The sequence below is a fragment of the Streptomyces sp. 11x1 genome (assembly GCF_032598905.1).
Lineage (GTDB): Bacteria > Actinomycetota > Actinomycetes > Streptomycetales > Streptomycetaceae > Streptomyces.
Map to the genome: position 1 here is coordinate 1,243,862 of NZ_CP122458.1, position 25,933 is coordinate 1,269,794.

Consider the following 25,933-nt stretch of genomic DNA (forward strand, 5'->3'; position numbering starts at 1 on the left):
TCACCTTTCGAGTCTCGTCGTCGGCCGTCAGTCGTGCGTGCGTCGGGCGCTGGGCGGGGCGTGGTCAGGACCATGTCTGAGGGCGGTCGCCGGTGTACGCCGCTCTCAGGATTTCCAGGGCTTCCGCCGTGGAGGTCCGGCGTGGGTTGGGGTACGCCTGGCTCGTCACCTGGGCCGCGGCCGTCGCCAAGTCAGCCTGTTCGAGACCGAGTTCAGCGAGCGAGCGGGGGGCTCCGAGGCTGCCGGCGAGGTCCCAGAGGGCTTCGGCGGCGTTGTCGGTGGACAGCGCCCGGGCGAGGGCCGTCATGGCTTCGGGGGCTGCCGGGGCGTTGTGGGCGAGGACGTACGGGAGGACGACCGTGTGGGTCTCGGCGTGCGGGAGGCCGAAGGTGCCGCCGAGGACGTGGCACAGCTTGTGGTGCAGGCCCATCGTGGTCGAGCCCAACGCGGTGCCGCAGAGCCAGGCGCCGTAGAGGGCGCGGCCGCGCGCCTCCAGGTCCCCGGGGTCGGACGCCACGCCGGGGAGCGCGCCCGCCATGGCCCGGGCGCCCTCCTCCGCCGTCAGCGACACCAGCGGCGAGGCGTCCGGCGCGTACAGGGCTTCGGCAGCGTGGGCGAGGGCGTTGATGCCGCTGGTCACGGAGAGGGGTACCGGGAGGGTGAGGGTGAGTTCGGGGTCGTAGACGACGCTGCGCGGCAGGACCGACGGGGCACGGCCGGTGCGTTTGGCGCCGTGCTCGGTCAGGCCCCAGACCGGGGTCATCTCCGAGCCGGAGTACGTCGACGGTACGGCGATCAGCGGGAGTTCGGTGCGCAGCGCGATCGCCTTGCCCAGTCCGATCGCCGAGCCGCCGCCGACCGCCACGAGGCCGTCCGCGCCCGCGTCCCGCGCCGCCCGGACCGCCTCGTCGGCCACCTCCACGGGTACGTGCTGGCGAGCCCGCGCGAACACCCCGGCGCACGCGTCGCCGAGCGCCCGCGCGACAGCCCCCGCGGTCTCGGCGCCCCTCGGGCCGCAGACCACCAACAGGGCGCGCAGACCGAGCCGTTCGGCCTCCCCCGGTACCGCCGTCACCGATGCGCCGGGGCGCATCACGACCCGGACCGGCTGGGCCTCGTACACGAAGTCCATCGCCGTCACGAGCGCTCCGGGTGGCGTTCGGCCGGTGCGTCCGACGTGTTGAGCACGAGGTCGAAGCGTGCGTGGCGGAACGGGTTCGGGATGTCGAACCGCCGTGCCAATGACGGGTCGTCGGTCTCCTTGAAGTCCTGGACGAGGCTCTCCTTGACCGCGAAGACCGCGTCGGTGTCGAGATGCTCGCTGCCGGCCACGAAGATGTGTGTGGTGACGGGGGTGTGTCCCTCGGCCGAGGCGATGAAGTGGATGTGCGCCGGGCGGTAGGAGGGCCGGGCCGTCGCCCGGAGGAGGTCGCCGACCGGGCCGTCCGTGGGGATGGGATACGGGCTCGGCACACAGGTGCGGAACCAGAAGCGGCCCTCGTCGTCCGCCGTGAACAGTCCGCGGCCGTTGCCCGCCGGCTGGACGTCGGGCTGCTGGACGTCGTAGTAGCCCTCGGCGTTCGCCTGCCAGACGTCGAGGGTCGCGCCGGGCAGCGGGGTGCCGTCGCCGGACAGCACGCGGCCGCTGATCACGCACGGTTCGCCGCCGCCGACCAGGTCGATGTCGGTGCCGAGTTCCCGGACCGGGGACTCGGTCATGTGGAAGGGGCCTAGGACCGTCGACTCCGTCGCGCCGCCGCGCTCGTCGCTGTTGATCGTCTCGACGAGCATCGAGACGCCGAGGACGTCCGACAGGAGGACGAACTCCTGCCGGGTGTCCGTGCAGGCCTGCCCGGTCGCCGTGAGGAAGGCGATCGCCCGCTCCCACTCCGCCGTCGTGGGTTCGGTCTCGCGGACGAAGGCGTGCAGGTGCCGGGTGAGGGCGGTCAGCAGCTCGCGCAGGCGCGGATCGGCAGTGCCGTCGAGGCTGGCGACGACGGCCTCCGTGACGCGGGTGGTGAATTCGGTGGTCATGTCTGAAGGATCCCCCGGTCAGCCGTGCCCGAGAATGCGCCGCACCGCCCCGGTCAACAGCCGTTCGGCGTCCTCCGGGGTCGCGGTCGGCGTCGCGTGGCGGAAGGCGACGTAACCGTCCGGCCGTACGAGGAGCGCTCCCCCGTCGGCTACCTCCCTGAGCCGGGCCCAGTCGCCGTACGGGTCCTCGTACTCCTGGCCGGGGCCGATGACGACGGTGGCGATCTCCAGGTCCTGGTCCTCCGCGGCCCGGAGCCAGTGGGTGCCGCCGATGCCGGTGAGCAGGGTGAAGCGGCCGCGGCCGACGGTGTCGAGGGTGGAGAGGGTGCGGGTGCCGGAGGTGATCCAGGCGTGCGGGAGCTTGGCTCCGGGGCGGGAGGTCGGCTGGTGGTACAGCTCGGGGTCGCGGGCGAAGCCGGGGTCCGGCGTGCCGTCGGGGACGACCGCCGTGGAACTCTCGGCGGAGTACCGCTGGTTGAGGTCGACGCCGTGCGCGTTGAACTCGTACACCTTGAACGCGATCGCCTCCCGGAGCCGCGCCCGCTGCTTCTCGGCCGCCTCGGTGTCATCCTTGCGGGCGGCGATGTTGGCCCACAACTGGTCGGGGGTCTGCGGGGAGAGCCCGTCGAGGGCCTCGAAGACGGGGGCGGTCTCGCCGATGGACTTGTTGGCGCGGGTGACGATCTGCCGGCCGATCGGGGCGCGTTCGGCGGTGTAGGTGTCGAGCAGCGTGGGGGACGCGGTGCCGTCGAGGACGAGCTTGAGCTTCCAGGCCAGGTTGTAGGAGTCCTGGATGGAGGTGTTGGAGCCGAGGCCGTTGGACGGCGGGTGGCGGTGGGTGGCGTCGCCGGCGCAGAAGACCCTCCCATGGGAGTAGGTCTCGGCGTACATCTCGTTGACGGTCCAGGCTGACGACGACTTCACGGTCACCGGGATCTCGTCGTCGCCGACCAGCCTGCGGACGATCGACTCGGCGTACTCGGTGGTCAGGTCGGGGGCGCCCGCGGTGACGTCGTAGCCCCAGACGATCAGCCACTCGTTCCAGGGGCGCACGCACCGCACCAGGCCCGCGCCGATGCCGCCGACGGTGGCGCCGGGGGCCAGTACCCAGTAGAGGGTGGACGGGCGGTGCGCGGTGTACTTCGACAGGTCCATGTCGAAGACGATGTTGATGCTGCCGGCCACACCCATCTGACCGCCCATCGGCAGCCCGGCGTCCTCGGCGACCTGGGAGCGGCCGCCGTCGGCGCCGATCAGGTACTTGGCGCGGATGGTGTACTCGTCGCCGCGCAGCCGGTCCTCGACGGTGACCGTGACGCCGTCGTCGTCCTGGACGAAGGACTTGTAGACCGTGCTGAAGCGCAGGTTCGTGCCGCGCGCGACGGCCGCGTCGACGAGGACGGGCTCCATCAGGTGCTGCGGCATGTCGCACATCCGGGTGGGGCTCGCCAGTTCGTGCGCGGCCTGGACGAGCGGGTCGTTGCCCCAGGAGCGGATCCGGCCCAGCTCCTCCCCCGCGAGGCTGGTGCAGAAGGTCGTGTCGCCCATCAGCCCCTGCGGGGTGGCCTTCGCGACGACCTCGTCCTCGACGCCGAGGTCCCGCAGCACCTCCATGGTGCGCTGATTGGTGATGTGGGCCCGGGGCGTGTCGGCGAGACTCGCGTAGCGGGTGACCACGATGTTCGGGACGCCGTACGTGCTCAGGGCGAGCGCGGCGGAGGCGCCCGCCGGGCCACTGCCCACGATCAGGACGTCGGTCACGACATCCGGCTCTGCGACCGGCTCGACGGTGTGCACGGGAGACGCTCCAGGGAATGAGGACAGGCACCGACCGTTCAAGATCATGGAGGGCGGTGCGGGAGCGTGGGTGTCTCAATACGAGACAGTGCGTGCGGTGCGTGCGGTGCGTGCGGTGCGCTCGGGGTGGTGTTCGGGGTGGTTGTTGCTCCTTCAATCATGGCGGGTACGGTGAGTGGGTCGTGACCACCGCAGAGCATCTCCCCGTCGACCCTGCCATGGCGTCGCTGCGCAGGGCCCGTGAGTCGTTCCTCGAAGGCCGCCGGCTGCCGGACGGGGTGCCGGAGGAGATCGTCGCCGCCTGGAAGCGCGCCCGCTTCTTCGGCGTACGGCATGACGCCGTACGGCATGGCGCCGTGAGGTCTGACGATGAGTGCGGCGGCGCAGTGCCTGACGGCGGTGGCCTCGGCGGCGCACTCGCGGACGAGTCGGACCTGTTGGCGGCGGCCCGGCCCGTGCTCGAACGGCTCGCCCCGGCCGTGGGCACCGGGAGAACGGCGCTCCTGCTGACCGACGAGCGGTTGCGCGTCCTGTGGGCGACCGGGCGCGCGCCCGGCGATCCGTGTCACGAGGACCTCTCCGAGCAGGTGGTCGGCCACAACAGCGCGGCACTGGCGCTGCGCACCCGCCGGCGCGCCGAGGTGCACGGCCCGGAACACTTCCTCGATCTGTGGCAGGACATGTCCGCGGTCAGCGTGCCCGTGCTCGGGCCGGAGACCGGGCGCACCGTGGGCACCGTGACGGTCACCTCCGAGTTGTGCGCCGCGTGCTCCCCGCATCCGTGGGCCTCCCTCGCCGAGGCGGCCGCCGGTGCCGTGGAGGCGGAGCTCCTTGCGCGGTCGCGGCCGGCCGAGCGAGTGCTGCTGGACGCGTATCTGCGGGCCGCGCGGGGGCGGGCGGTGGTCGCCCTCGACGGCCGCAACCGGCTGGTGAGCGAGGCCGCGGGTCGGCTGTTGTCACCGGAGGGGCTGGAGGCGCTGGAGCGGGGTGTGGTCGCGCTGCTGCGGGAGGGGGCGGACAGGGCGGCACCCGCCTTTGGGGGTGCACCGGCGTGGGGCGAGGCCCTGTTCGGGACCGGTGCGGCCTCGGACGCGTGGCGGGTCCGGCTGCCGGAGGACGTCCGGTGTTCCGCGACGGTCACCCCGGTCTCGCACCGTGGGGCGGTCATCGGCGCGGTGGCCGTCCTGGAGCCGCTCCGTGCCGAGGCCGTCACGCCGGTCGGGCGGGGCGGGCGGGCCGGGCAGGGCGACCGGGGTGCCGTGGCGCTGGCGGGAAGCTCGGTGCCGTGGCGGCACGCGGTCGGTCGGGCCACGGAGCTGGCCCGGTCGCCGGAGCATTTGCTGCTGGTGGGCGAACGAGGCACCGGAAAGACGGCACTTGCCCACGAACTCGCCCCCGAGTCGCTGGTCGTCGACGCGGCGGAGGGCGAACTCGGCTCCGCGGTCGAGGTGTTGAAGGAGGGGCACGCGCTCCTCATCCGCCATGTGGAGCGTCTCACGCAGCCCGACACCGCGACGCTCAACTCACTCCTCGAAGCACACCCGGGCGCCCCCCTGCTGGCCACCTACACGCCCGGGGCGCCCCCGGGTCCCTGCCTCCAGCGACTCCTGGACACCTTGGCCGCCCGCTCGGTCAGTCTGCCCGCGTTGCGTGAACGCCCTGAGGACATCAGGGAGTTGCTGACGGCCCTGGCCCCGAAGCCGGCGCCCGGGCAGCCTCCGCTCACCTGGACACTGGACGCCCTGCGCGCCCTGGAACGGCACACGTGGCCCGGCAACGTCACCGAGCTCGTCCACGTCGTCCGGGCGTTGGCCGAGCAACGGCGTGTGTCGGGGCCCGTCCGCCGGGCCGAACTGCCGGACCACGTGCGTGAGGGCCCGGCAGCCAGGCGGCTCAGCCCCATGGAGCACGCCGAGCGCTCCGCCATCCTGGAGGCCCTGCGCCGCAACGGTGGCAACAAGGCCCGCACGGCGGCGGCCCTGGGCATCGCCCGCGCCACGCTGTACCGGAAGCTGCGGGGTTATCGGAGCTGAGGGTGCGCGCAGCGATGCCGCATGCGCCGGCGGGGGCACCGACCGCGCCCACCCGTTCCGCGCGTGCCCCGCCGTACGCCCCGGCGCATGTCCCGTCGTACGTTCGTCACGTGTCCCGTCGTGTGGCGATCAACGGACGGCCGCACCACCATGGGAATGCTGGTTACCCGCTCGGCAGGAGGTGGTTGGTCGATGTGCCGGTGGCTCGCCTACTCGGGAACGCCCATCCTCCTCGACACCATTCTTTACAGGCCCGCGCACTCCCTCATCGACCAGAGTCTGCACTCACGACTGGGCGTGGAGACCACCAACGGTGACGGGTTCGGCGTCGGCTGGTACTCGCCGGGTCTGCGGACCCCGGCGATCTTCCGCGACATCGGTCCGGCGTGGAGCAACCGCAACCTGCGGGAGATCGCCGACCATGTCGAATCCCCGCTGTTCTTCGCCCACATCCGGGCCTCGACCGGTACGGCGGTGCAGCAGAGCAACAGCCATCCGTTCCGGCACGGCCGCTGGATGTGGATGCACAACGGGGCGATCGCCGACTTCCATCTGGTCCGGCGGGATCTCTCCCTGGCCGTGGACCCGGAGCTCTTCGCCGGCATCGAGGGGTCCACCGACTCCGAGCTGATGTTCCGGCTGGCGCTGACCTACGGCCTGGAGGAGGACCCTCCGGGTGCCGTCGCGCGGATGGCGGGTCTGGTGGAACAGGTCGGTCACGAGCACGGGGTGGAGTACCCGCTGCAGATGACGGTGGCCGTCACGGACGGCGAGTCGGTGTGGGCCTTCCGTTACTCCAGCCAGAAGACGTCCCGCTCGCTGTTCTACAGCACCCGCGTGGAGACGCTGCGCTCGCTCCACCCCGACCTGGCCTTCCTGCGCGAGGTCTCCGACGAGACCCGCCTCATCGTCTCCGAACCCCTGGGCGATCTGCCCGGTGCCTGGAACGAGGTCCCCGAGAGCAGCTACGGCATGGTCCGGCCCGGTGCGGACCTGCTGCGCTCCTTCGCCCCGCAGCCTCTGGCAGGCAGAACTCGGGTGTGACCGGGTCTCGTGAGGGAGTTCAGCCGAAGCGCAGGACGCGGGGCGCGAAGGTGCCCTCGGGTCCGGCGGCCCGGCCGACCGACCACACCGACCCGGTGCCCTGCACCGGCGCCAGCCGCAGCACCGAGGACTCGCCCTCCCCCGCCACCGTCGGCTCGTCGTACCCGGTGAACGCCTGACCGTCCCGGTGCAGGAAGTCGGGGCCCGAGACGAGCGGCGGGCTGCTCGGCGGCGGGCCCCACTTCTGCGAACGGGACACCGCGACCCAGCCCAGCACACCGGACCTGGTGGGCGTGAGTGAGGTGATCCCGCCGAAGTCGGTGGGGACGGTCACCCGGTTCCACGTCCGCCCGTCGAAGCGGACCAGCAGCGGCGGTATCGGGCGGCCGGCCGGGCCACCGATGAATCCGGCGGTGCCGCCCGCCCACACCTCCGTCGGCGAGACCGCCAGCACACTGCCGACGGCCGAGCGCGGGAAGCCGTCCACGATCGTCTGCCGCCACGTCCGCCCGTCCCAGTGCGACACGGCCGCGCCCGAGCCGGAGGCGCCCGCGGCCCAGACGTCGTCGACCGCCAGGATGTGCAGCCCGTACACCGATCCCGGCGGTACCGGCATGTCCTGCCAGCCGCGCCCGTCCCGGCGCAGCAGTACCTGTGCGCCGTCCCGGGAACCGATCAGCCAGGTCTCGCCGCCGCCGGCGACGGCCCTGGTCAGGGCGACACCGCTCGGGGCGCGGCTCTCGCGCCAGACGGTGCCGTCGTGACGGAGTAGACGGGCACCGCCCGCCGCGTCGCGGCCGACCGCCCAGGCCTCGGTCGACGAGACGGCGGCGACGGAGAGCAGTTCTCCCTGCCACCCGACGCCGGACAGCGTGTGGCGCTGCCACGCGGTTCCGTCCCAGCGCAGTACCAGCGGGAAGCCCGGCGCCTCCCGGCCGACGGCGTCGGCGCCCACGGCCCACGCATGGTCCGGTCCGAGCGCCACGGCCTCGTTCAGTCCGGCCTGCGGGCGCACCTGTGCCGGGACCGGGACGTGTCTCCAGGACAGGGTGTCCGCCGCGGCCCCGGTCATGAGGGTCAGGAAGGCCATGGTGACGGCGAGAGCCGTGACGAGAAGTCGGCGTGCCATGGTCAGCCTCCCAGCCGCTCGCTCATCAGGTTCGGTTTCGAGCCGTAGATCTCGACGGTCCCGAAGGCCAGCAGCGAGGTCCCGGCCTTCGCCAGGGCCCGCGGTCGGACGTCGATCGCGTTCGTGCGCTCGGGGCCGTAGGAGTAGGTGGTGCGGCGACCGTCCACCCGCGCGTACGTCGACCGGAACGCGCGGTCGCTGCGCACCGGCAGCCACAGTGCGCCGTCCGGGCCGCGCACCCTGCCCGCGGTGTGGGTGTCGCCCAGCGGTGGGTGGCTGGTGCGCCAGGAGTGTCCGTCGAAGGTCATCAGGTAGGTGCCGGGCACGCCGTCGGCGTACCGGGTGCCGCCGATCGTGACCCGCCCCGACGGTTCGAGCAGGACCGTGCGCACGTTGCCGTCCGGCGGCAGGGGCACGTTCGCGTCCCGCCAGGCCGTACCGTCCCGGCGCAGGACGGTGGTGCCGGTGGTGGTGTCCGCCCAGGCCCAGGCGTCGTCGGCGGCACGCGCGGTGATCCCCATCAGGTGGAGCACACCGTCCGGGGTGGGCTGCGCGGTCCAGCCGGAGCCGTCGTACCGCAGCGCCTTCAGGCCGGTGTCGTCCTCCCCGACCACCCACGCCGCGCCGGGTACGGCGGTGGAGTCCTGATGGACGCGCAGCTCCCGCGGCAGCGGTACGGCACTCCACGCGCCCGCCGCCGACCGGCACAGGATCTCCCCCGCCCCGTCGCGTACGTGGAGGATCCGCACCTCGTCGTCGACGAACCGCACCTTGCCGAGCCGGCCCGTCGCGTCGGCGCCGGGGAAGGTGGTGTCACGGCTCCATGCCGTGCCGTCCCACCGGTACAACGTGGGCCGCGGGCCGTCGACGGTCTGCTCGGAGCCGGTCGCCCAGGCCTCGCGGGGCCCCCGGGCGGCGAGATCGGCCACGGCCACCGGTGGGGCCGCCGCCGGCACCGCCAGCTCCGACCAGGCCGGCTTCGCAGCCACGGCGGGTGAGGCCGAGGGTGAGGCGACAGCGGGTGATGCCGCGACGGCCGGTGACGTCGCCGCGACGCACGTGAGCACGAGACAGACCATGACCGCACGGAGACCGTTCACGAGACCCCCCAGGACGCGACGGTCGCACCGACCACTGGGGTACGCCCCACCGTGCACAGACCGCATCCGGCCGAACACGGGCCCCGCTGGAGGCCCGCCGCCTCCGTCAGGCGGGCGGTGCCGGGGTCTTGCGGGCGAGCAGGTGGACTTCCTTGAACTGCCGCCGGTCGGTGGGCTGCGGCTCGCGCACCAGCCGGGCCGTCTCGGTCAGCCCGGACTCGCGCAGCAGCGCGGCGAGACGATCGGGCGACCACCGGTAGGCCGGCGCGACGGCGTGGTCGAAGACCTGCGTCGGGTGGGCCGGGCCGTCGGTCGCCGAGAAGCCGATCAGCAGATGGCCGCCGGGCGCGAGCACCCGATGGAACTCGCCCAGGATGACGGGAAGTTGGCTGGGCGGAGTGTGGATGACGGACCATCGTGCGAGTACGCCGTCGAGCTCGCCGTCGCGGATGTCCAACGCGGTCATCGAACCCACCTCGAACCGCAGCTCGGGATGGGCCTGCCGAGCCAACTCGATCATCGCGGGAGAGGCGTCGACCCCGAACGCCTCCAGCCCCGACCCGGCCAGGTGAGCGGTGACATGGCCGGGCCCGCACCCCAGGTCCGCGACCCTGCCGTCCCCGGCCGCGCGGACCACCTCGGCGAGGACACCCAACATCGCGCGGTCCAGAGGGAGATCGCGCAGTGAGTCGTGGAACAGCTGGGCGTAGGTGACGGCGGCGGCGTCGTAGGCCTCGCGGGTGGCACGGAGATCATCGAGGCGGAGATCATCGAGATGAGGAGCGTCGTGTTCGACCATGCGCGCGACGTTAGCCCCCTGCCCTCCCCGTCGCATGGGTCGGCAGCCGCTCCCCCTCGACACACGCCCCCCGTTGACAGAATGCACCTTTATGCCGGTTTGAGGATGGTATGCCGGACACTGGGCAGTAGGAGAGGGGAGGCCGAGCGTGCTGACCGTAGTCCGTGACCAACTGAGCCAGGCCCTGTTCCGCCGTGTCGCCGGACCCGACGGACCGGCGGTGCGGGCTCGCATACACGACACCCCCGGGCCGCGCTGGTTCGGGCCCGACCGCCCGATCGGCACGGTTCACGGTGACGCCTCGATGTTCATCGGCGGGTTGAGCGCACTGCTGCTGCAGTCCCTCCACCCGCTCGCCATGGCGGCGGTGGCCGGGCACTCCGGCTACCGCGGCGACCCGTGGGGCCGGCTGCAGCGCACCAGCACGTTCCTGGCCATGACCACCTACGGCACCGCCACGGACGCCCAGCGGGCGGTCGATCGCGTCCGCGGGATCCACGAGCGGATCCGGGGGACCACCGCCGAGGGGGTGCCCTATCACGCGGCCGATCCGCATCTGCTCGGCTGGGTGCACGCCGCCGAGACGGAGAGCTTCCTGCGCGCCCACGAACACTACGGAGCCCGTCCCCTGGATGCCGTCGGCTACGACGCCTATGTCGCCGACACCGCGCGCGTCGCCGAGGCGCTCGGGGTGACCGACCCGCCGCGTGACCGCCACGAGCTGTCCGAGCGCCTGTGCGCCTACCGGCCCGAGCTGCGGGCCACGCCCGAGGCCTGGGCCGCCGCCCGCTTCCTGCTGTTCCAGCCTCCCCTGCCCCTCGTGGTACGGCCCTTCTACGGCGCCCTGGCCGTGAACGCCGTCGCACTGCTCCCGCACTGGGCCCGCGGCATGCTGTGGCTGCCCCGCGTGCCGGTCGTCGAGAACCTCGCCGTACGCCCCACCGGCCAGGCCGTGACGCGGACCATCCGCTGGGCCATGGCCCCGTCCCGCCCGTCCGGGCGCGCCGGGAAGTGAGGCGCACGTGACGGACCCCTCCGGCTCCGCGCGGGAGCCGCGGCCGCCCCACCACCACCGACTGCGGTCCCGGTGGCACGACTCGGCCGCCGGACGGCTCTGGCGGCACGGCAGCGAACTGGAACTGCTGCACCGGGCCATGGGCTTCTCCGCGTTCGGCCTGGTGACGCTGGTTCCCCTGTTGATCGTCGTGGCTGCGGCGCTGCCCTTCCAGGAGCGGAGCTTCGCCCTGTGGGTGATCGACGCGATGAGCCTGTCCGGGCGTCCGGCCGACGTGGTGCTCGACCTGTTCGCCGCACCGCGCAAGGTGCTGAGCGCGACCAGCCTCCTCAGTGGGCTGCTCGTCGCGCTGTTCGGCGTCAGCTTCGCCGCGAGTGTGCAGAACGGCTACGAGAGGATCTGGGAGGTGCCCGCCGGTCCCTGGCACCATGCGTGGCGCCGCGTCGTGTGGCTGGCCGCGCTCCTGGGATATCTGTTGGCCGAGACGCGGAGCGGGGCGGTACTGCGGGACGGGCTCGCACAGTCGGCCGTACGCGTCGTCCTCGCCTTGCTGTTCGGGGTGCTGTTCTTCTGGTGGGGCCAGCACTTCCTGCTGGGTGAGCGGGTGCCGTGGGGCGCCCTGTTCCCGGGCGCGTTGGCCACGGTGGCGGGCCTGGGCGGCCTGCGCTGGTTCTCGGACCAGGTGTTCTCACCGCTGATCGTGAGCAACGCGATCACCTACGGGGCGGTCGGCACCGTTCTGATCATCCAGTCCTGGCTCATCGGCGTCGGCTTCGTGGTGTTCGGCGGCGCGCTGCTGGGCCGCCATGTGCACGAGAGGCGGGGTCGGCACGGTCGACACGACAGTCTGTCTCCGTAGGCGACGGGCCAACCGCTGCTCCGGGGCCGGTCCCGTTCGTCGGCCGCTCAGTCGCAGCAGTCGCAGCAGCACTTGCACGGGTTGCAGCAGCCGCCACCACCGCCGCCGCAGCCGTCACCCGAACCACCACCGGAACCGCCGGAGCCACTCGGCCCGCCGGAGCCGCCGGAGCCGCCCGAACCACCGGAGGATCCGCCCGAGTGGCCGCCACCCGAGCCTCCGAACCAGCCGTCACCCCCGGAGCCGTTCTGTCCCGAGCCGCCGCCGCGATTGCCCTCGCCGAACTGCCAGGGCTCTCCCTCGTCGGGGCCGCCGTCGTCGTCGTTGCAGGTGCAGCAGCTGAGGCACAGCCCGCACCGGCCGCACAGCCGGCGCCAGCGGCCACAGCGCCGGCACTCCCCTTCCCGTGGCCGGTCCGACACCATCGCAGCGCCCTCCGGGGCCGCGCCCGCGAGCGCACCGACGCCGCAGGTGGTTCCGGTTGCGGTCTCCGAGGGCGGCTCCGTCGTCCTTCGGCTTCCCAGCCAGGGCAGCATGCGCGGGCCCCGCGCCTGGTGGCGGCGCCGGTGGTGGCGGTGCCGGGGGTCGAAGACACGGTCGACGGCACGCTGCAACTCGTCGCCCAGAAGCGCCCGGGCCAACCGCCCGTCGACGAACTCGGCGTCGGACAGGGCAAGTCGGATCCCGTGGACGGCGTCGTCGCAGAGCCGGCGTACCTCGGCGCGGTCCGCACCGGTCACGGCGATCGGGTTCCACGCGCCGGAGGCCTCGTCGGCGTCGAGGTCCTCCACCGCGTCCAGCAGGTGCGCCAGGCGACCGAAGAGACGGCCGGCCTCCGCCAGCGGTTCGGCGTTGCCCAGGCGGTCGGCGAGCACCGCGGTGTGCGCGAAGGCGGCGGCGGTCGCCGTCTCCGTGGGCTCCGTGACCGCCAGCAGCGAGCCGCCGGGACCGGTCGACCGCTCGATCTCCGACTGGCGTTCGACCGCGCCGAGCAGGACCGCGGTGTCGAAGCCGAGCCGTTGGCCGCCCGCGGCGCCCGCGCGGTCCCAGCCGTGGGCGATGCGGCGTGCCGCCAGCGTCACCGGGCGGCGCCCCAACAGACCGTCGCCGTCGGCCACATGGTCACGTATCTTCGCCGCCGCCAGCACCAACGACACCGTGGCCGCCAGCCGCGCGCCCTCGCCCTGCGCCACGTCCGCCGACCGCATCCCGCGCAGCGGGCACGGACCGGCGCCCCGCCGCCGGTCGCCGGTGCGCTCCGACTGCGCCTCGGTCAGCACCGAGACGATCAGACCGTCGTAGTTGGTGGCCACCCGCGCGAACTGCCCGTACTCTCCGCGCAGCGCCAGGCACAGCCCGCACAGATGCGCCATCCACTCGGTGCGCATGCCCTCGCCCAGGCGATGACGGCATGGCCTGATGATTCCGAACACCGAAGATCTCCCCCGTGGCCACCGCCCCGGCCACCGCCGGACGGACCGGACGTCACCGCAGGTGACGTGATGTGCGGCCGACATCCTAGAGGGTCGATTCGGAAGAATGTCCAGAGAGGGGAGAAGGGGGCTGTTCGAGATCAACCACGCCGGGAGGAGGCGAGCCCTCGATGCCTTCCGGGAGGCCGCGGGGAGGTGAGGAGGAGCCTGTCGAGCGCGTGAGCGCGCCCCGGCGGCGCCCCACCCGGGGCCGCCGCCGGACACGCCCTGGCAGGTGCGGTGAGCAAGTGCCAGACGGCATGCCAAAACGTTCATTCGAGCATGTGTACACCCGGGCCGCACAGCAATACTGCGCCGATGACGCAGGGCATTCAAAGTTCCCATACCACCGCCACCGGGGCGGCGACCTCACCTCCCGGGTGACGGCCGACACCACCTTGCTGCGGGAGGTCGTCTCGCAGGCCCTGGTCGATCTCATGACGGGAAGCCTGGTCGCCGCCGGGGCGATCGCCCTCATGGTGTGGCTGGACCCTCTGCTGCTGCTCCTGGTCGCCGTCACCGTGGCAGCGGCGGCCGTGGCGGTCGCCTCGCTGCTCACCGGCATCAGGAACGCGTCCGAACACATGCAGGGCTCGGTCGGCGCCGTCGCCGCCGACATGGAACGCGTCCTGGGCGCCCTGCCGATGGTGCGTGTGCACCGCGCGGAGGAGCGCGAAGCGGCCGGCATCGGCGCCCGTGTGGACGCGGCCTACGGCGCGGGAGTGCGCACCGCGAAGCTCGCCTCCATGATGATCCGCCGTCGAACCCGCCGTCCAGGGATCCTTCCTCATCGTCCTGGTCGTCGGCGGCCTGCGCGTGGGCGGTCATGCGGGCTCCCTCGGTGACCTCGTCGCGTTCCTGCTGTACGCCTCCTACCTCGTCCTGCCGCTGCCCTCCGTCTTCCGCGCCATGGGCCTCGTCCAACGCGGGATGGGCGCCTACCAGCGCATCGACGAGGTACTCCGCCTCCCTGTGGAGCCCACGGCGCCCCAGAACCCGAAGGGCCCGGCGCCCGCACCGCGGCCGACCGGGCCGTCCGGCACCCGCGAACAGCCCGTCCTCGCCCTGCGCGACGTCCACTTCGGCTGCGCCCCGGAGCGGCCGGTCCTGCGCGGTGTCGCGTTCGCCGTCCCACAGCGCCGGCACGTGGCCCTGGTGGGCAGGTCCGGCGCCGGCAAGAGCACGGTGTTCGCCCTGGCCGCGAGGTTCTGCGAGCCGGATGCGGGCACCTTGCTCTTCGACGGGCGCCCCGCGACCGAACTCACCCGTGGCGCCTGTCGCCAGGGCATCGTCGAACTGGCCCGGCTGGAAGAGGTCGTCGAGCGGCTGCCCGGGGGCCTTGCCGCCGTCATCGGTGAACGCGGCGGCACCCTCTCCGGCGGAGAACGTCAACGTGTCGCCCTCGCCCGCGCGTTGCTGGCCGCCCCCGCGCTGCTCCTCCTGGACGAGCCCACCTCCCACCTCGACGCGATCAACGAATCGGCGCTCACCACCGTCATGAAGGACATCGCCCAGGAGTGCGCCCTGCTGGTCGTCGCCCACCGTCTGTCCACCGTGCAGCACGCCGACCACATCGTGGTGCTCCAGGACGGCCGCACAGCCGCCGGACGCCACGAGGAATTGTCGGCCGGCAGTGCCCTCTATCGCGAGCTCGCCGCGAGCCAGATGCTCCGGGCGGGCGGTCAAGGGGCGTAGTCGTAGAGCCCCCTGCCCGTCTTGCGGCCCAGCATGCCGGCCTCTACCAGGCGCCGCAGGAGCGGTGGCGGGGCGTACTGGGGCTCGCGGAACTCGTCGTGGAGGGCCTCCGCGATGGAGGTGACCACGTCGAGCCCGATCAGGTCGGCGAGCCGCAGCGGGCCCATCGGGTGGGAGCAGCCCAGCGTCATGGCGTCGTCCACCGTCTCCGCCGACGCGTGGCCCGCCTCCACCATGCGTACCGCGGCCAGGAGGTACGGAATGAGCAGGGCGTTGACCGTGAAGCCGGCGCGGTCCGGGGACCGGATGACGCGCTTGCCGAGCGTGTCCGTCACGAATTCCTCGGCCCGTACCGCGGTCTTCTCCCGGGTGAGGAGGGTGGGGACCAGCTCGACCAGCGGCAGGGCGGGCACCGGGTTGAAGAAGTGGACGCCCAGCACCCGGCCGCCGTCGGCGGTGGCCCGGGCCAGTCTGAGGACCGAGAGGGAGGAGGTGTTGGAGGCGAGGACGGTCTCGGGGTCCTGGAGCACCTGGTCCAGCCTGGCGAACAGGTCGCGCTTGGCCTGCTCGTCCTCGCTGATCGACTCGATGACCAGCTGCCGGTCGGCCAGTTCGGCCAGGTCACTGGTGTACGACACTCGGGCCAGGGCGTTCTCGTGGTCCCGGTCGGTGATCCGGCCCTTGCCCAGCGCCCGGTCGAGCGAGCCGGTGAGCCGCGCCCTGCCCCTGACGAGCGAGTCGGGCGAGGATGCCGCGACCACGACGTCGACTCCGGCGAGGGCGCAGACGTGCGCGATGCCCGAGCCCATGACACCGCAGCCCACGACTCCGACCTTCTGGATGGCGTTCATCGCCCGGTCCCCCCTCGTCCGGCGACCACCGGCTCGGGCGCGGGGGTCGCCGGAGCGGCGTCGCGCAGCAGGTTCAGCCGATCCTCGCCCACGCGGTCCCGCAGGACCTGGTCGGTCACCCCGAGACCGGGCCGGGGCGCAAGACACAGGACGCCGACCTTGCCGGTGTGCCGGTTGGTCTGTACGAGCCGGGCGGCCTCCGCCACCTCGGCGAGCGGGTGGACGGCGGAGAGCACCGGAACGAGGTGGCCGAGCCGGAACAGCCGGTTGCACTCGGCCTGTTCCTGGAGGTTCGCGGCGTGGCTGCCCACGATCCGTTTGAGGTGCATCCACAAGTACCGGTTGTCGAAACGGTGTTGATAGCCGGTGCTGGATCCGCAGGTGACCACGGTGCCGCCGCGGCGGACGACGAAGACCGAGATGGCGAACGTGGCCCTGCCTATGTAGTCGAACACGACGTGCGGGTCCTCGCCGGTCTCGGCGCGGATGATCCTGCCGAGGCGTTTGCCGGCCTCTATGCTCGCGTCCGGGTCGTCTGCGAGATCGCCGTCCAGGCCGATGTCGGCGCGGTTGATGACGACGTCGCAGCCGAGCGCCCGCGCCCGTCGGCTCTTCTCCTGCGTGCTGACGACACCCACGGCGATGCCGCCGGCGTTCTTCACCAGCTGGACGGCGTAGGCGCCGAGTCCGCCGGTGGCGCCCCAGATCAGCACGATGTCGCCCTGTTTGATCCGGGCGCCCCGGTCGCTGACCAGCATCCGGTAGGAGGTGGCGGCGCACAGCATCGTCGAGGCGGCTTCCTCCCAGGTGAGGTGGGCCGGCTTGGGGAGCAGTTGGCTGGCCCGGACCACCGCGTAGTGGGCCAGTCCGCCGAAGTTCGTCTCGAAACCCCAGATGCGCTGCTCGGCACCGAGCATGCCGTCGGCGTGGGTGGCGGGTTCCTGGTCGTCCACCTGGACGCAGCTGACGACGACGTGCTCGCCCACCTGCCAGCGCCGTACCCCGGCACCCGTGCGGACGATGACTCCGGCGGCGTCGGATCCGACGACGTGCCGGGGCAGGTCGTGCCTGGCGGCGGATCCGCCCTGGCGGCCCAGTCTGCGCAGGAAGGTGAAGGTCGGTACGGGTTCGAAGGTCGCCGACCAGACGGTGTTGTAGTTGATGGAGCTGGCCATCACGGCGATCAGCACTTCGTCCACGGCCAGTTCGGGCATGGGTACGGGACCGACCCGGAGGGTGCGGCGTACGTCCCGGTCGGCGGCGTCGCCGAACACGTTCACGTCCTCGGCGCGCAGATGGGCGGCGGTGTACTCGGTGGGCAGGGGTTCCTTCGCCAGCCGGTCGGGGGGCGCGCCGGCGAGCACCGCTTCGGTCAAGGGGTCCATGGGGGGCTCCTGAATCGTGGTCACTGGGCGGTCCACGGACGGGCGCGGACGGGCCGAGGGGGGGGCGGCAGCACGGAGAGGCCGGCTGCGGGAGGTTGGGGGGAGGGGGACGGCGGGGGGCTGGGGAGAGGGGACGGCGTACGGCTGGGGAGGGGGACGGCTGGGGAGGGGGACGGCGGCGACGTCTGGGTGGGGACGGGCCGGGCGGCGGTCTGCGGCCGCCCGGGGTTCACCCGGACGCGGCCCGGGGTGCCACGACCGGCGGCAGCCGTACCCGTAGTTCACCCACCAGTCGGCGGCCGACCAGGTCGACGCCGGTCCGCTCCGCCTCGGCGAGGGCCTCGACGAGTCCGGCGCGGTCGTCGTCCGTCCAGTTCACGGTCGGCGGGCGCAGTAGGTACGTCCCTTGCGGCTCCCCCGTCCGGCCTGGGCGAACGCTCCGGAAGAGGGTGTGCAGGTACCACCGGAGCAGGCAGCGCAGTGTCTCCACCTGGTACTCCGGACACTCCTCGGCGTCGGCGCGTTCACGGGCGTACGCGCGCACCAGGGCGTCGAGGTGGTAGCGGGAGTGGTCGTGCTCCCGCAGCAGGTGTGCGTCGACCAGCACGTCGAGCACGTCCTCGGCGTTCTCCTGGGAGCAGCCCAGCAGCACCGCCGCGGTCTCGCCGCGGACGTACGGCATGTTGCCCGCGCCCAGTCTGCGGAACGCCGCCGCGAGATCGATGCCGTGCACGGACCGGCCGCGCAGGGCGGCGTATCCCGCGTCGAGTCCGGTGCGGACCGACAGGTCGCCGATGTGCAGTTCGTCGAGCAGGCGCCGCTGTTCGAGCAGGCGGTGGGCCAGGGCTCCGAGGCTGCGGCGGGGTCGTGAGCGCAGCCGGGTGCCGACGATGCGCAGGGCCAGCGGCACACCGGCGCACGCTTCGACGAGCCGGTGTGCGGCGGCAGGTTCGGCGTCCATGCGGGAACGGCCGACGAATCGTTCCAGCAGTTGCAGCGAGGCTTCCTCGTCGAGCGCGTCCAGGGTGACGTCGTGGACCCCTTCGAGGTCGGCGAGCCGGTGGCGGCTGGTGACGATCACCCGGCTTCCGCCGCTGCCGGGGATGAGGGGGCGGACCTGGGCGGTGCTCATGGCGTCGTCGAGCACGATGAGCATGCGGCGGTCGGCGACCAGGGACCGGAAGAGGGAGGTGCGGTTGACCATCGTCCTCGGCACCGCGACATCGGGCACCCCGAGACCGACGAGCAACCGGGCCAGGACCTCGGCGGGTTGTGCGGGGTTCCCCGTGCTGCCCTCCAGGTCCGCGTAGACCTGTCCGTCGGCGAAGTCACCGCGGACGGAGTGGGCCGCGTGCAGTGCCAGAGCGGTCTTGCCGATGCCGGCGGCACCGTTGATCACGACGGTGGCGGCCGGCCCCGCGGCGGGCGCCTTGCCGCGCAGCAGCCGTCCCAGCGCGGCGGTCTCCCGGCATCGGGCGGTGAAGTCCGTGACGCCCTGGGGCAGTTGGGCGGGGGGCGGCCAGCCGGGCCAGGGCCGGCCGGGGCCGCCGTGTACCTCGGGGCGCTCCTCGAACGCGGCCCGGTGCCGCGGCGGCTCGTCCTCGGCGCGCAGGATACGCCGCTGGACGGCCCGTAGTTCGGAGCCGGGCTCGGTGCCGAGCTGGTCGATGAGCGCGGCGCGGGTCCGCTGGAACAGGTCGAGGGCCTCCGGCTGCTGGCCCGAGCGGAACAGCGCCAGCATGAGACGGCCGATGAGCCCCTCGTGGAGCGGATTCTCCCGCACCAGCTGCCACAGCTCGGGCAGGATCTCGGCATGGCGCTGCAGATCGAGTTCGAGGTCCACGCACCAGATGCGGGTCTGCAGATGGAGCCGCTGCAGATGAGAGACCTCCATGTCCTGGAGGGTGCGCGAGGGTACGTCCATCAACGGGTCGTGCCGCCACAGGGCGAGCGCTCTGCGGAGTTCTTCGGCGGCTTGCGCGGTGCGGCCCGCCTGGACGAGGGCGTCGGCGGTCTTCCGGTGGGCGGTGAACCGTCCGAGGTCGGTCTCGTCCTCCTCCAGTTCGATCAGGTAGCCGGGCGCTCGGGTGGTGATCCTTGCCCTCCCGTCCATGCCCAGGACCTGACGTAACCGCATGACATAGGTGCGGATCGTGGCGACGGCGCTGGGCGGCGGGGTGCCGTCCCAGACAAAGCTCGCGATGTTGTCCACCGGGACCACTCGGTTCGCGTTGAGCACGAGGGCGGCGAGAATCACCCGCTGCCTCGCGGCGGGCACTCTCAACTCGTTCCCGCCCGACCGGATGACCAGGGGACCTAGCAACAAGAACTCCATAACTGCCTCACCCCTACGAAAACATGATGCGATTCCGTCGATCGCGAGGTCCCCCGTGGCACGCTGGAGGCGCACCACGCGACGCGACAGTGGGTGGAACCCTTTCCGCAGCGGTCACCCGTGTACGGGTGGCCGAGCGGGCAGGACGATCGCGGTGACGGACAGGCCGTCCCGCACCAGCCAGCGGCCGGAGAGTTCCGTGAGCATGCGTGGACCGGGCACCAGCAGCCGGGCGTCGAAGACACCCGACGCGTGGCCCGGGGCGACTTCCCGGGGACGGAAATCGACGACGGCCTCGTCGAAGTCCAGTTCGCGGCCCGTGAGTGGGTACCAGACCTTGAAGACGGCTTCCTTGGCGCCGAACAGCAGCCGGTCCCACCGCACTCCGGTACCACCGCCCTGCCCTGCGATCCAGGAGCGTTCCTCGGGCCGGGCCACGACGTCGAGGACCCCCTCCGGCAGGGGCTGGTGGGGCTCGGCGTCGATCCCCAGGGCGAGGGCGTCGGACGCCCGGGCGAGGGCGGCGGCACGGTAGCCGGCGCAGTGCGTCATGCTTCCGACCAGCCCGTCCGGCCACCGCGGCGCCCCGCGGCGCCCGGGGACGACGGGGGCCGGTTCCATGCCGAGTTGGGTGAAGGCCCTGCGGGCGCAGGCCCGCACGGTGGTGTACTCGCGGCGGCGTTTGTCGACGGCGTCGCCGAGTGCCGCTTCCTCCTCGGGGAACAGTCGGGTGTCGGGGAGATCCTCCCGGGCCCAGGCGGAGGCGACCGTGGGGGGCAGCAACTGGTCGATCACGGGGCGGTCACCGCCGGAAGGATCTGGCGCAGGACGCCTCGGGGCATGCCGCGCTGCCGGTGCTCGCGGGGGTAGCCGACCGAGACCTCCTCGAAGCGGACTCCGTCGTGCCAGGTGGTGCGGGGGATGTGCAGATGTCCGTAGACCACGACCTTGGCGTCGAACCGCACATGCCACTTGGCGGTCTGTTCGGTTCCGCACCACTGGGCGAACTCCGGGTGGTACAGGACCCTTGTCGGATCCCGTACCAGGGGAAAGTGGTTGACCAGTACGGTCGGCAGCTCGGGATCGCGCTCGGCGAGCCGGCGCTCGGTCTCCACCAGCCGGGCGTGGCACCACGCCTCGCGGCTCGGGTACGGGTCGGGGTGCAGGAGCATCTCGTCGGTGCACACCACACCGGCCTCGTAGGCCTGGGCGAGCGCCTGCTCCTTGGTCGCGGCGGTGGGAGTGCGGAAACTGTAGTCGTAGAGGACGAAGAGGGGTGCGACGGTGACGGGGCCGCCCGGTCCGTCCCACACGGGGTACGGGTCCTGCGGGGTGAGGACGCCGAGCCCGCGGCAGATGTCCACGAGATGGCGGTATCGTTCCTCCCCGCGTAACTGAACGGGGTCGCTGGGAGGGGTCCAGAGTTCGTGGTTCCCCGGTGCCCAGATCACAGTGTCGAATCGTTCTCGCAACAGGGTCAGCGCCCACGTGAAGTCCTCGGTAATCTCACCGACGTCGCCAGCCACGATGAGCCAGTCGTCGTCGGACTGGGGACGCATGCCGGCCACGATGTGCCGGTTCTCCGGATAGGCCACATGAAGATCACTTGTTGCCATGAGCCTGCCTGATACCCGTCCGGAAGATCTCATGCAGCACTTTCTACCGGCTGCTCCCCGCGCCGAGGCAGCGGATCTGGGGTGGCTGGAAGGATCTCTGGGGGTTGTAGGGGGTGGCTAGGGGTGGCCGCCACCGATTCGGGCTGCCTAACCTCCGTTACGTTGCCGGCAGGCACATGACCTACCAGGGCGAAGGACGGACGATGGATCGAAGCGCCGAGGAACCGGACCTGTGGCTCCGGTGCTTCGTGGCCGCCCCCCGGGCCCAGGCACGACTCGTCTGTTTCCCGCACGCCGGCGGATCGGCGAGTGCCTACCACGCCATGGCGAACGCGCTGCCGCCCACGGCGGAGGTGCTGGCCGTGCAGTACCCGGGCCGTCAGGACCGGCGGGCCGAGAAGTGCGTCGACAACGTTCCGGAGCTGGTCGACCGGCTGGTGTCGGTCCTGACCGCATCGGCCGACGACCGGCCGCTGGCGCTGTTCGGGCACAGCATGGGCGCCACCCTCGCCTACGAGGTGGCGCGCCGACTGGAGCGGGAGGGCGGGGCGAACGGCCCGGTCACCGTGTTCCTCTCCGGGCGCCGGGCGCCGCGCTTCGAGCGCAGTGAGTACATCCACCAGCGCGACGACCAGGGAATTCTGCGGGAGTTGGAGCTGCTGGGCGGATCCGGCGCCGTGGCACTGGCCGACCCGGAGATCCTCCAGATGGTCATGCCCGCCATACGCGGCGACTATCGCGCGGCGGAGACCTATGTACATGTGCCCGGGCCGCCACTGCGCTGCCCGGTGGTGGCGCTGACGGGGGACGCCGACCCGCGTGCGGCCGTGGCGGAGGTCGAGGCGTGGCGCGAGTACACGGAGGGGCCGTTCACCACGCAGGTGTTCAAGGGCGGTCACTTCTTTCTCAATGATCATCCGGACGCGGTGCACAGCACGGTCCGCGATCGCCTGAGCTCGCTCCCGGTCTTCGGCGCGGGCACTCATTAGGCAGACTCGGAGGAAGCTCGATGCCCCCAGCCGCCATCAGAGAACTGCTCGGTACCGTCGACCGGCTGGCGCACTGCGTCGACTCACTGCGGTCCTCCGGATTCGGCGAGCCTCCCGCGCTCACCAGACTGGCCGACGATGTGGAACGGCTGCGCCTCCATGTCCGCACGCTCGTCGGTGAATCGGCCGACGCTGTGTCGGCCCGCCCGCCGGCCGGAGATCGAGCCACCATTGCCGTGTCCGACATTCCCTACGACGCCAGGCTGTGGCACGGCGCGGACGACGAGGGCGTGGGCGGCCACGGCCGCCAGGTTTCCCCCACCCCCGGGCCCGCCGGGCTCTGACCGCGCGGAACGACGCCGAGGCGGGTCCGTACCCGAGCACGCACGGCTCGCCGTCCGGCGCTCCCCCGCCGCCCGGCGTGCCGCTCACACCGACTCCCACCGGGACGGAGATCCCCCATGGCTGAGCAGCTCGGCATGACGCCACAGCTTCTCGAGTACGTCAGGCAGACCTCGCTGCGCGAGGACGACATCCTGCTGGAACTGCGCGAAGCGACGGCCGGGCTGCCCGGCGGCGTGGCCCTTCAGGTACCCGCGGAGGAAGGGCAGTTGCTCGCGCTGCTGGTCCGGCTCACCCGGGCGGCCGCCGTCCTGGAGATCGGCACCTTCACCGGCTACAGCACCCTGTGCATGGCCCGCGCCCTGCCGACCCACGGACGACTGGTGACGTGCGACATCACCGATCGCTGGCCGTCGATCGGCGCGGAGTTCTGGAAGCGGGCCGGGGTGGACGGCCTGATCGACCTCCGGGTGGGCGACGCGGCAAAGACCCTGGAGAAGCTGCTCGCCGACGAGGGCCAGGGCGTCTTCGACCTGGTGTTCATCGACGCGGACAAGGCGAACTACCCGCGCTACTACGAGCTGTCCCTGGAACTGCTCGCACCCGGCGGCCTCGTCGTCGTGGACAACACGCTCTTCTTCGGCCGGGTCACCGATCCGCAGTTCACGGACGCCGACACCGCGGGCATCCGTGAACTCAATGCCCGCCTGTGCGCGGACGACCGGGTGGACCTGAGCATGCTCACCATGGCCGACGGCATCACGCTCGCCCGGCGCAAGGACGCCTGACGGCGCCGGCTCCGGTCGGGGGGAATTCGAGGGGTCGTAGCAACAGCAGGCCGTTCGTATCCTCGTTCGATCCCCGCTGCCAGGGACTGGCCGGGTCGCAGAGGTGGACCGGGATGCCGGTGGCGATGGTGAACGCCTTGTGGGCTGCCATCTCCGAGCCCTGGTCCCAGGCCAGTAACGCCATAAGGGTGCCGATGGCGGGCAGGGCACCGAGCCGACCCAGCGGCTCGCCGTGCCGATCGGCCGTATGCGGCGGTGGCACAGTGCCGCATCGCACGCGGGGGTCGATCTCGACGAGTGGGTGCTCGTCACGCCCGACAGCGCGGCCGAGGAGATCCTGGCGGGGCAGCCGTCGCACCGGCGTCGGCACGGGGGGCCGCGGGCAGCGAGTCGCACTCATCGGGCAGAGCGCCCAGTGGCCCCGTGGCCGGCGCCGGTGCACGCCGGCCACGCGCTCTCAGGCGGGCTGCCGGCGCTTGAGGGGCTCCCACCAGTCCCGGTTGTCGCGATACCAGGCGAAGGTCTCGGCCAGCCCGGACTCGAAGTCGTGCCGCGGGCGGTAGCCCAACTCGGTCCGCAACCTGGTGCAGTCGATCGCATAGCGCCTGTCGTGGCCCTTGCGGTCCGGTACCTGCCGTACGCGCGCCCAGTTCGCGCCGACTGCCGCGAGCAGCCGCGCGGTCAGTTCCCGGTTGCTCAGCTCGATACCGCCGCTGATGTTGTAGACACGGCCCGCGACACCGCCGGCGCGGACCAGCTCGATGGCCGCGCAGTGGTCCTCGACGTGCAGCCAGTCGCGCCGGTTGAGCCCGTCGCCGTACAGCGGGACGTCACCACCGTCGAGCAGCGTCGTGAGGAACAGCGGGATGATCTTCTCGGGGAACTGCCGCGGCCCGTAGTTGTTGCTGCACCGGGTGACCCGCACGTCGAGGCCGTGGGTGCGGTGGTACGACAGGGCCAGAAGGTCCGAGGCCGCCTTGGAGGCGGCGTAGGGGGAGTTGGGGTCGAGGGGGTCCCGCTCGGTGCGGGAGCCGCTCTCCACCGAACCGTAGACCTCGTCCGTGGACACGTGCACGAAGCGGTCGACGCCGTGTCGCAGCGCGGCGTCCAGCAGGGTCTGGGTGCCCGTGACGTTGGTGCGCACGAAAGCGTCGGCGGAGGCGATCGAGCGGTCCACATGGGACTCGGCGGCGAAGTGCACCACCTGGTCGGCCTGTTGCATCAGCTTGTCGACGAGGGGGGCGTCGCAGATGTCGCCCCGGACGAACGTCAGCCGGGGATCGCCGAGATCGAGATTGTCCAGGCTCCCGGCGTAGGTCAGGCTGTCCAGCACCGTGACCTGGGACACCCCGCCGCGCTGTGCGGTGTCGCCCGCGAGCAGCATCCGTACATAAGCGGAGCCGATGAAGCCGGCGGCGCCGGTGACCAGCAGATTCACAGCCCCTCCGAAGGAAGGGGAAGCAGCATGCCCGCCTTGCACAGGCGCGCCCGCTCCATGACGTACTCGCCGTAGGGCGAATTGCCCATGCTCGCACCCAGCGCCTGGCAGTCGTCCGGGTCGATGTATCCCATGTGCATGGCGATCTCCTCGATGCAGGCGAGGCGGGTGCCCTGCCTGCGCTGCGTGTCCCTCACGAAAGTGCCCGCTTCGAGCAGGGATTCATGGGTGCCGGTGTCCAGCCACGTGACGCCCCTGCTGAGCCACACCAGTTCGGCGGTGCCCATCTCCAGGTAGACGCGCAGCAGGTCGGTGATCTCCAGCTCGCCCCGGGAGGACGGCTCCAGCTCTCTGGCGATGTCCGTGACCTGGGCGTCGAAGAAGTACAGCCCCGGGATGGCGAGCTTCGAGCGCGGATTGCGGGGCTTCTCCTCGATGGAGACGAGTTCACCCTGCGCGTCGATCTCGGCGACTCCGAACCGCTCCGGGTCGGCCACCTCGTGGCCGAACAGCACACAGCCACCCATCTTCAGCGCGGTACGCCGCAGCATGATGGGCAGGTTGGCGCCGTGGAAGAGATTGTCGCCGAGGACCAGCGCGCACTGCTCGCCGCGGATGTGGTTCTCCCCCACGAGGAAGGCGTCGGCGATGCCGCGCGGCTCGTCCTGCGTGGCGTAGTCGAGGGACAGCCCCAGCTGCCGGCCGTCGCCCAGAAGCGCCTGGAAGGCGGGGAGGTCGGCAGGACGCGTGATGATGAGGATGTCCCGGATGCCCGCCAGCATGAGCATGGAGAGCGGGTAGTAGATCATCGGCTTGTCGTAGACCGGCGCGAGTTGTTTGGAACCCGCGAACGTGAGGGGCTGCAGGCGGGTGCCGTTGCCGCCCGCCAGAATGATCCCCTTCATGCGCTCCACGCTCCCTCGTGATCGGTGTTCGGGCATCGTCGGGGGCCCGTCCTGAGCCGTTCTCATGCGCGTCCTGGGGGGCGGGGCCGACGACCAGCGCGGGGGACTTCGAGCAGGGTCATTGCATGGTCGGGATCGGTCCGGTTCGCCGGTCTCGTACATGACGTGACGTCATGTCCCGTTCTTGGCACGGATGTTCCCCGGGCAGGCAGATGGCACGGCGCCGGTGATCATGTGGTTGTCGAAGACCCATGAGAACCGAGCGAGACCGTGCCTGCCCGAACATCGTCACCCATGCCCTGCTGAC

21 protein-coding genes and 2 pseudogenes are annotated in these 25,933 nt (G+C 72.0%); 8 read left to right on the forward strand and 15 right to left on the reverse strand.

Annotated features, from left to right (window positions below):
• Positions 1 to 64: 64 nt before the first annotated feature.
• The 3 genes from P8T65_RS05855 to P8T65_RS05865 are packed head-to-tail and all read right to left on the reverse strand — an operon-like array spanning position 65 to position 3,831.
• Positions 65 to 1,132 carry a maleylacetate reductase gene (locus tag P8T65_RS05855; RefSeq protein ID WP_316731497.1) on the reverse strand — a complete coding sequence of 356 codons (1,068 nt, stop codon included), beginning with the start codon at positions 1,130 to 1,132 and terminating at the stop codon, positions 65 to 67.
• 5 nt (positions 1,133 to 1,137) lie between these two features.
• A complete protein-coding gene (locus tag P8T65_RS05860) occupies positions 1,138 to 2,034 on the reverse strand; it encodes a dioxygenase (protein ID WP_316724310.1) in 897 nt (298 codons plus the stop codon).
• An 18-nt stretch (positions 2,035 to 2,052) separates the two neighbouring features.
• A complete protein-coding gene (locus P8T65_RS05865; RefSeq protein WP_316724311.1) occupies positions 2,053 to 3,831 on the reverse strand; it encodes an FAD-dependent monooxygenase in 1,779 nt (592 codons plus the stop codon).
• A 182-nt stretch (positions 3,832 to 4,013) separates the two neighbouring features.
• On the opposite strand from P8T65_RS05865, the gene P8T65_RS05870 reads away from it, so the two are divergent.
• Together P8T65_RS05870 and P8T65_RS05875 are read left to right on the forward strand one after the other, a co-directional pair.
• A complete protein-coding gene (locus P8T65_RS05870; protein WP_399098407.1) occupies positions 4,014 to 5,864 on the forward strand; it encodes a helix-turn-helix domain-containing protein in 1,851 nt (616 codons plus the stop codon).
• A 192-nt stretch (positions 5,865 to 6,056) separates the two neighbouring features.
• Positions 6,057 to 6,908 carry a class II glutamine amidotransferase gene (locus tag P8T65_RS05875; protein WP_316724312.1) on the forward strand — a complete coding sequence of 284 codons (852 nt, stop codon included), beginning with the start codon at positions 6,057 to 6,059 and terminating at the stop codon, positions 6,906 to 6,908.
• A gap of 19 nt (positions 6,909 to 6,927) precedes the next feature.
• On the opposite strand, the gene P8T65_RS05880 is transcribed toward P8T65_RS05875, so the two are convergent.
• The 3 genes from P8T65_RS05880 to P8T65_RS05890 form a co-directional block, all read right to left on the reverse strand.
• Positions 6,928 to 8,037: a hypothetical protein gene (locus P8T65_RS05880; RefSeq protein WP_316724313.1), complete on the reverse strand. Its 1,110-nt coding sequence runs from the start codon at positions 8,035 to 8,037 to the stop codon at positions 6,928 to 6,930.
• A gap of 2 nt (positions 8,038 to 8,039) precedes the next feature.
• The gene (locus P8T65_RS05885) at positions 8,040 to 9,137 is read right to left on the reverse strand and encodes a hypothetical protein (RefSeq protein WP_316724314.1); all 1,098 of its coding nucleotides are present in this window, start codon (positions 9,135 to 9,137) and stop codon (positions 8,040 to 8,042) included.
• 106 nt (positions 9,138 to 9,243) lie between these two features.
• On the reverse strand, positions 9,244 to 9,936 hold the full coding sequence (locus tag P8T65_RS05890) for a class I SAM-dependent methyltransferase (protein ID WP_316724315.1): 693 nt from the start codon (positions 9,934 to 9,936) through the stop codon (positions 9,244 to 9,246).
• 148 nt (positions 9,937 to 10,084) lie between these two features.
• Between P8T65_RS05890 and P8T65_RS05895 the strand changes: the two genes are divergently transcribed.
• Both P8T65_RS05895 and P8T65_RS05900 read left to right on the forward strand, forming a co-directional pair.
• On the forward strand, positions 10,085 to 10,951 hold the full coding sequence (locus P8T65_RS05895; protein ID WP_316724316.1) for an oxygenase MpaB family protein: 867 nt from the start codon (positions 10,085 to 10,087) through the stop codon (positions 10,949 to 10,951).
• 7 nt (positions 10,952 to 10,958) lie between these two features.
• Positions 10,959 to 11,810 carry a YhjD/YihY/BrkB family envelope integrity protein gene (locus P8T65_RS05900; protein ID WP_316724317.1) on the forward strand — a complete coding sequence of 284 codons (852 nt, stop codon included), beginning with the start codon at positions 10,959 to 10,961 and terminating at the stop codon, positions 11,808 to 11,810.
• A 47-nt stretch (positions 11,811 to 11,857) separates the two neighbouring features.
• On the opposite strand, the gene P8T65_RS05905 is transcribed toward P8T65_RS05900, so the two are convergent.
• Entirely contained in the window at positions 11,858 to 13,243 is a 1,386-nt protein-coding gene (locus P8T65_RS05905; protein ID WP_316724318.1) for a DUF5685 family protein, read from the reverse strand.
• A 383-nt stretch (positions 13,244 to 13,626) separates the two neighbouring features.
• Between P8T65_RS05905 and P8T65_RS05915 the strand changes: the two are divergent.
• Positions 13,627 to 14,977, forward strand: a pseudogene (locus tag P8T65_RS05915) (ABC transporter ATP-binding protein); the annotation flags it as partial.
• On the opposite strand, the gene P8T65_RS05920 reads toward P8T65_RS05915, so the two are convergent.
• From P8T65_RS05920 to P8T65_RS05940, 5 genes are all read right to left on the reverse strand, one after another.
• Positions 14,965 to 15,828, reverse strand: coding sequence for a 3-hydroxybutyryl-CoA dehydrogenase (locus P8T65_RS05920; RefSeq protein ID WP_316724321.1), 864 nt, complete (start codon positions 15,826 to 15,828; stop codon positions 14,965 to 14,967). The pseudogene P8T65_RS05915 and the gene P8T65_RS05920 overlap by 13 nt on opposite strands.
• Positions 15,825 to 17,213 carry a crotonyl-CoA carboxylase/reductase gene (ccrA, locus tag P8T65_RS05925; RefSeq protein ID WP_316724322.1) on the reverse strand — a complete coding sequence of 463 codons (1,389 nt, stop codon included), beginning with the start codon at positions 17,211 to 17,213 and terminating at the stop codon, positions 15,825 to 15,827. The genes P8T65_RS05920 and ccrA overlap by 4 nt, the downstream gene beginning before the upstream one ends.
• A gap of 229 nt (positions 17,214 to 17,442) precedes the next feature.
• Complete coding sequence (locus tag P8T65_RS05930; protein WP_316724323.1) at positions 17,443 to 19,491, reverse strand: BTAD domain-containing putative transcriptional regulator; 2,049 nt, start codon at positions 19,489 to 19,491, stop codon at positions 17,443 to 17,445.
• A gap of 171 nt (positions 19,492 to 19,662) precedes the next feature.
• Positions 19,663 to 20,343, reverse strand: a complete 681-nt coding sequence (locus tag P8T65_RS05935) for a 4'-phosphopantetheinyl transferase superfamily protein (protein ID WP_316724324.1) — start codon at positions 20,341 to 20,343, stop codon at positions 19,663 to 19,665.
• Entirely contained in the window at positions 20,340 to 21,164 is an 825-nt protein-coding gene (locus P8T65_RS05940) for a metallophosphoesterase family protein (protein ID WP_399098412.1), read from the reverse strand. The genes P8T65_RS05935 and P8T65_RS05940 overlap by 4 nt, the downstream gene beginning before the upstream one ends.
• 203 nt (positions 21,165 to 21,367) lie before the next feature.
• On the opposite strand from P8T65_RS05940, the gene P8T65_RS05945 reads away from it, so the two are divergent.
• From P8T65_RS05945 to P8T65_RS05955, 3 genes are all read left to right on the forward strand, one after another.
• Positions 21,368 to 22,153 (forward strand): alpha/beta fold hydrolase, encoded by a 786-nt coding sequence (locus tag P8T65_RS05945; RefSeq protein WP_316724326.1) that lies wholly within the window; start codon positions 21,368 to 21,370, stop codon positions 22,151 to 22,153.
• A 20-nt stretch (positions 22,154 to 22,173) separates the two neighbouring features.
• On the forward strand, positions 22,174 to 22,497 hold the full coding sequence (locus P8T65_RS05950; RefSeq protein WP_316724327.1) for a hypothetical protein: 324 nt from the start codon (positions 22,174 to 22,176) through the stop codon (positions 22,495 to 22,497).
• A 117-nt stretch (positions 22,498 to 22,614) separates the two neighbouring features.
• Entirely contained in the window at positions 22,615 to 23,283 is a 669-nt protein-coding gene (locus tag P8T65_RS05955; protein ID WP_316724328.1) for a class I SAM-dependent methyltransferase, read from the forward strand.
• A 43-nt stretch (positions 23,284 to 23,326) separates the two neighbouring features.
• Here the strand turns inward: P8T65_RS05955 and P8T65_RS05960 are convergent.
• The 3 genes and pseudogenes from P8T65_RS05960 to rfbA all read right to left on the reverse strand — a co-directional run.
• Positions 23,327 to 23,488: pseudogene (locus P8T65_RS05960) on the reverse strand (IS30 family transposase); the annotation flags it as partial.
• Positions 23,489 to 23,740: 252 nt separating this feature from the next.
• The gene (rfbB, locus tag P8T65_RS05965) at positions 23,741 to 24,721 is read right to left on the reverse strand and encodes a dTDP-glucose 4,6-dehydratase (RefSeq protein ID WP_316724329.1); all 981 of its coding nucleotides are present in this window, start codon (positions 24,719 to 24,721) and stop codon (positions 23,741 to 23,743) included.
• Positions 24,718 to 25,626 (reverse strand): glucose-1-phosphate thymidylyltransferase RfbA, encoded by a 909-nt coding sequence (rfbA, locus tag P8T65_RS05970; RefSeq protein ID WP_316724330.1) that lies wholly within the window; start codon positions 25,624 to 25,626, stop codon positions 24,718 to 24,720. Before rfbA ends, rfbB begins: the two co-directional genes overlap by 4 nt.
• Positions 25,627 to 25,933 lie beyond the last annotated feature (307 nt).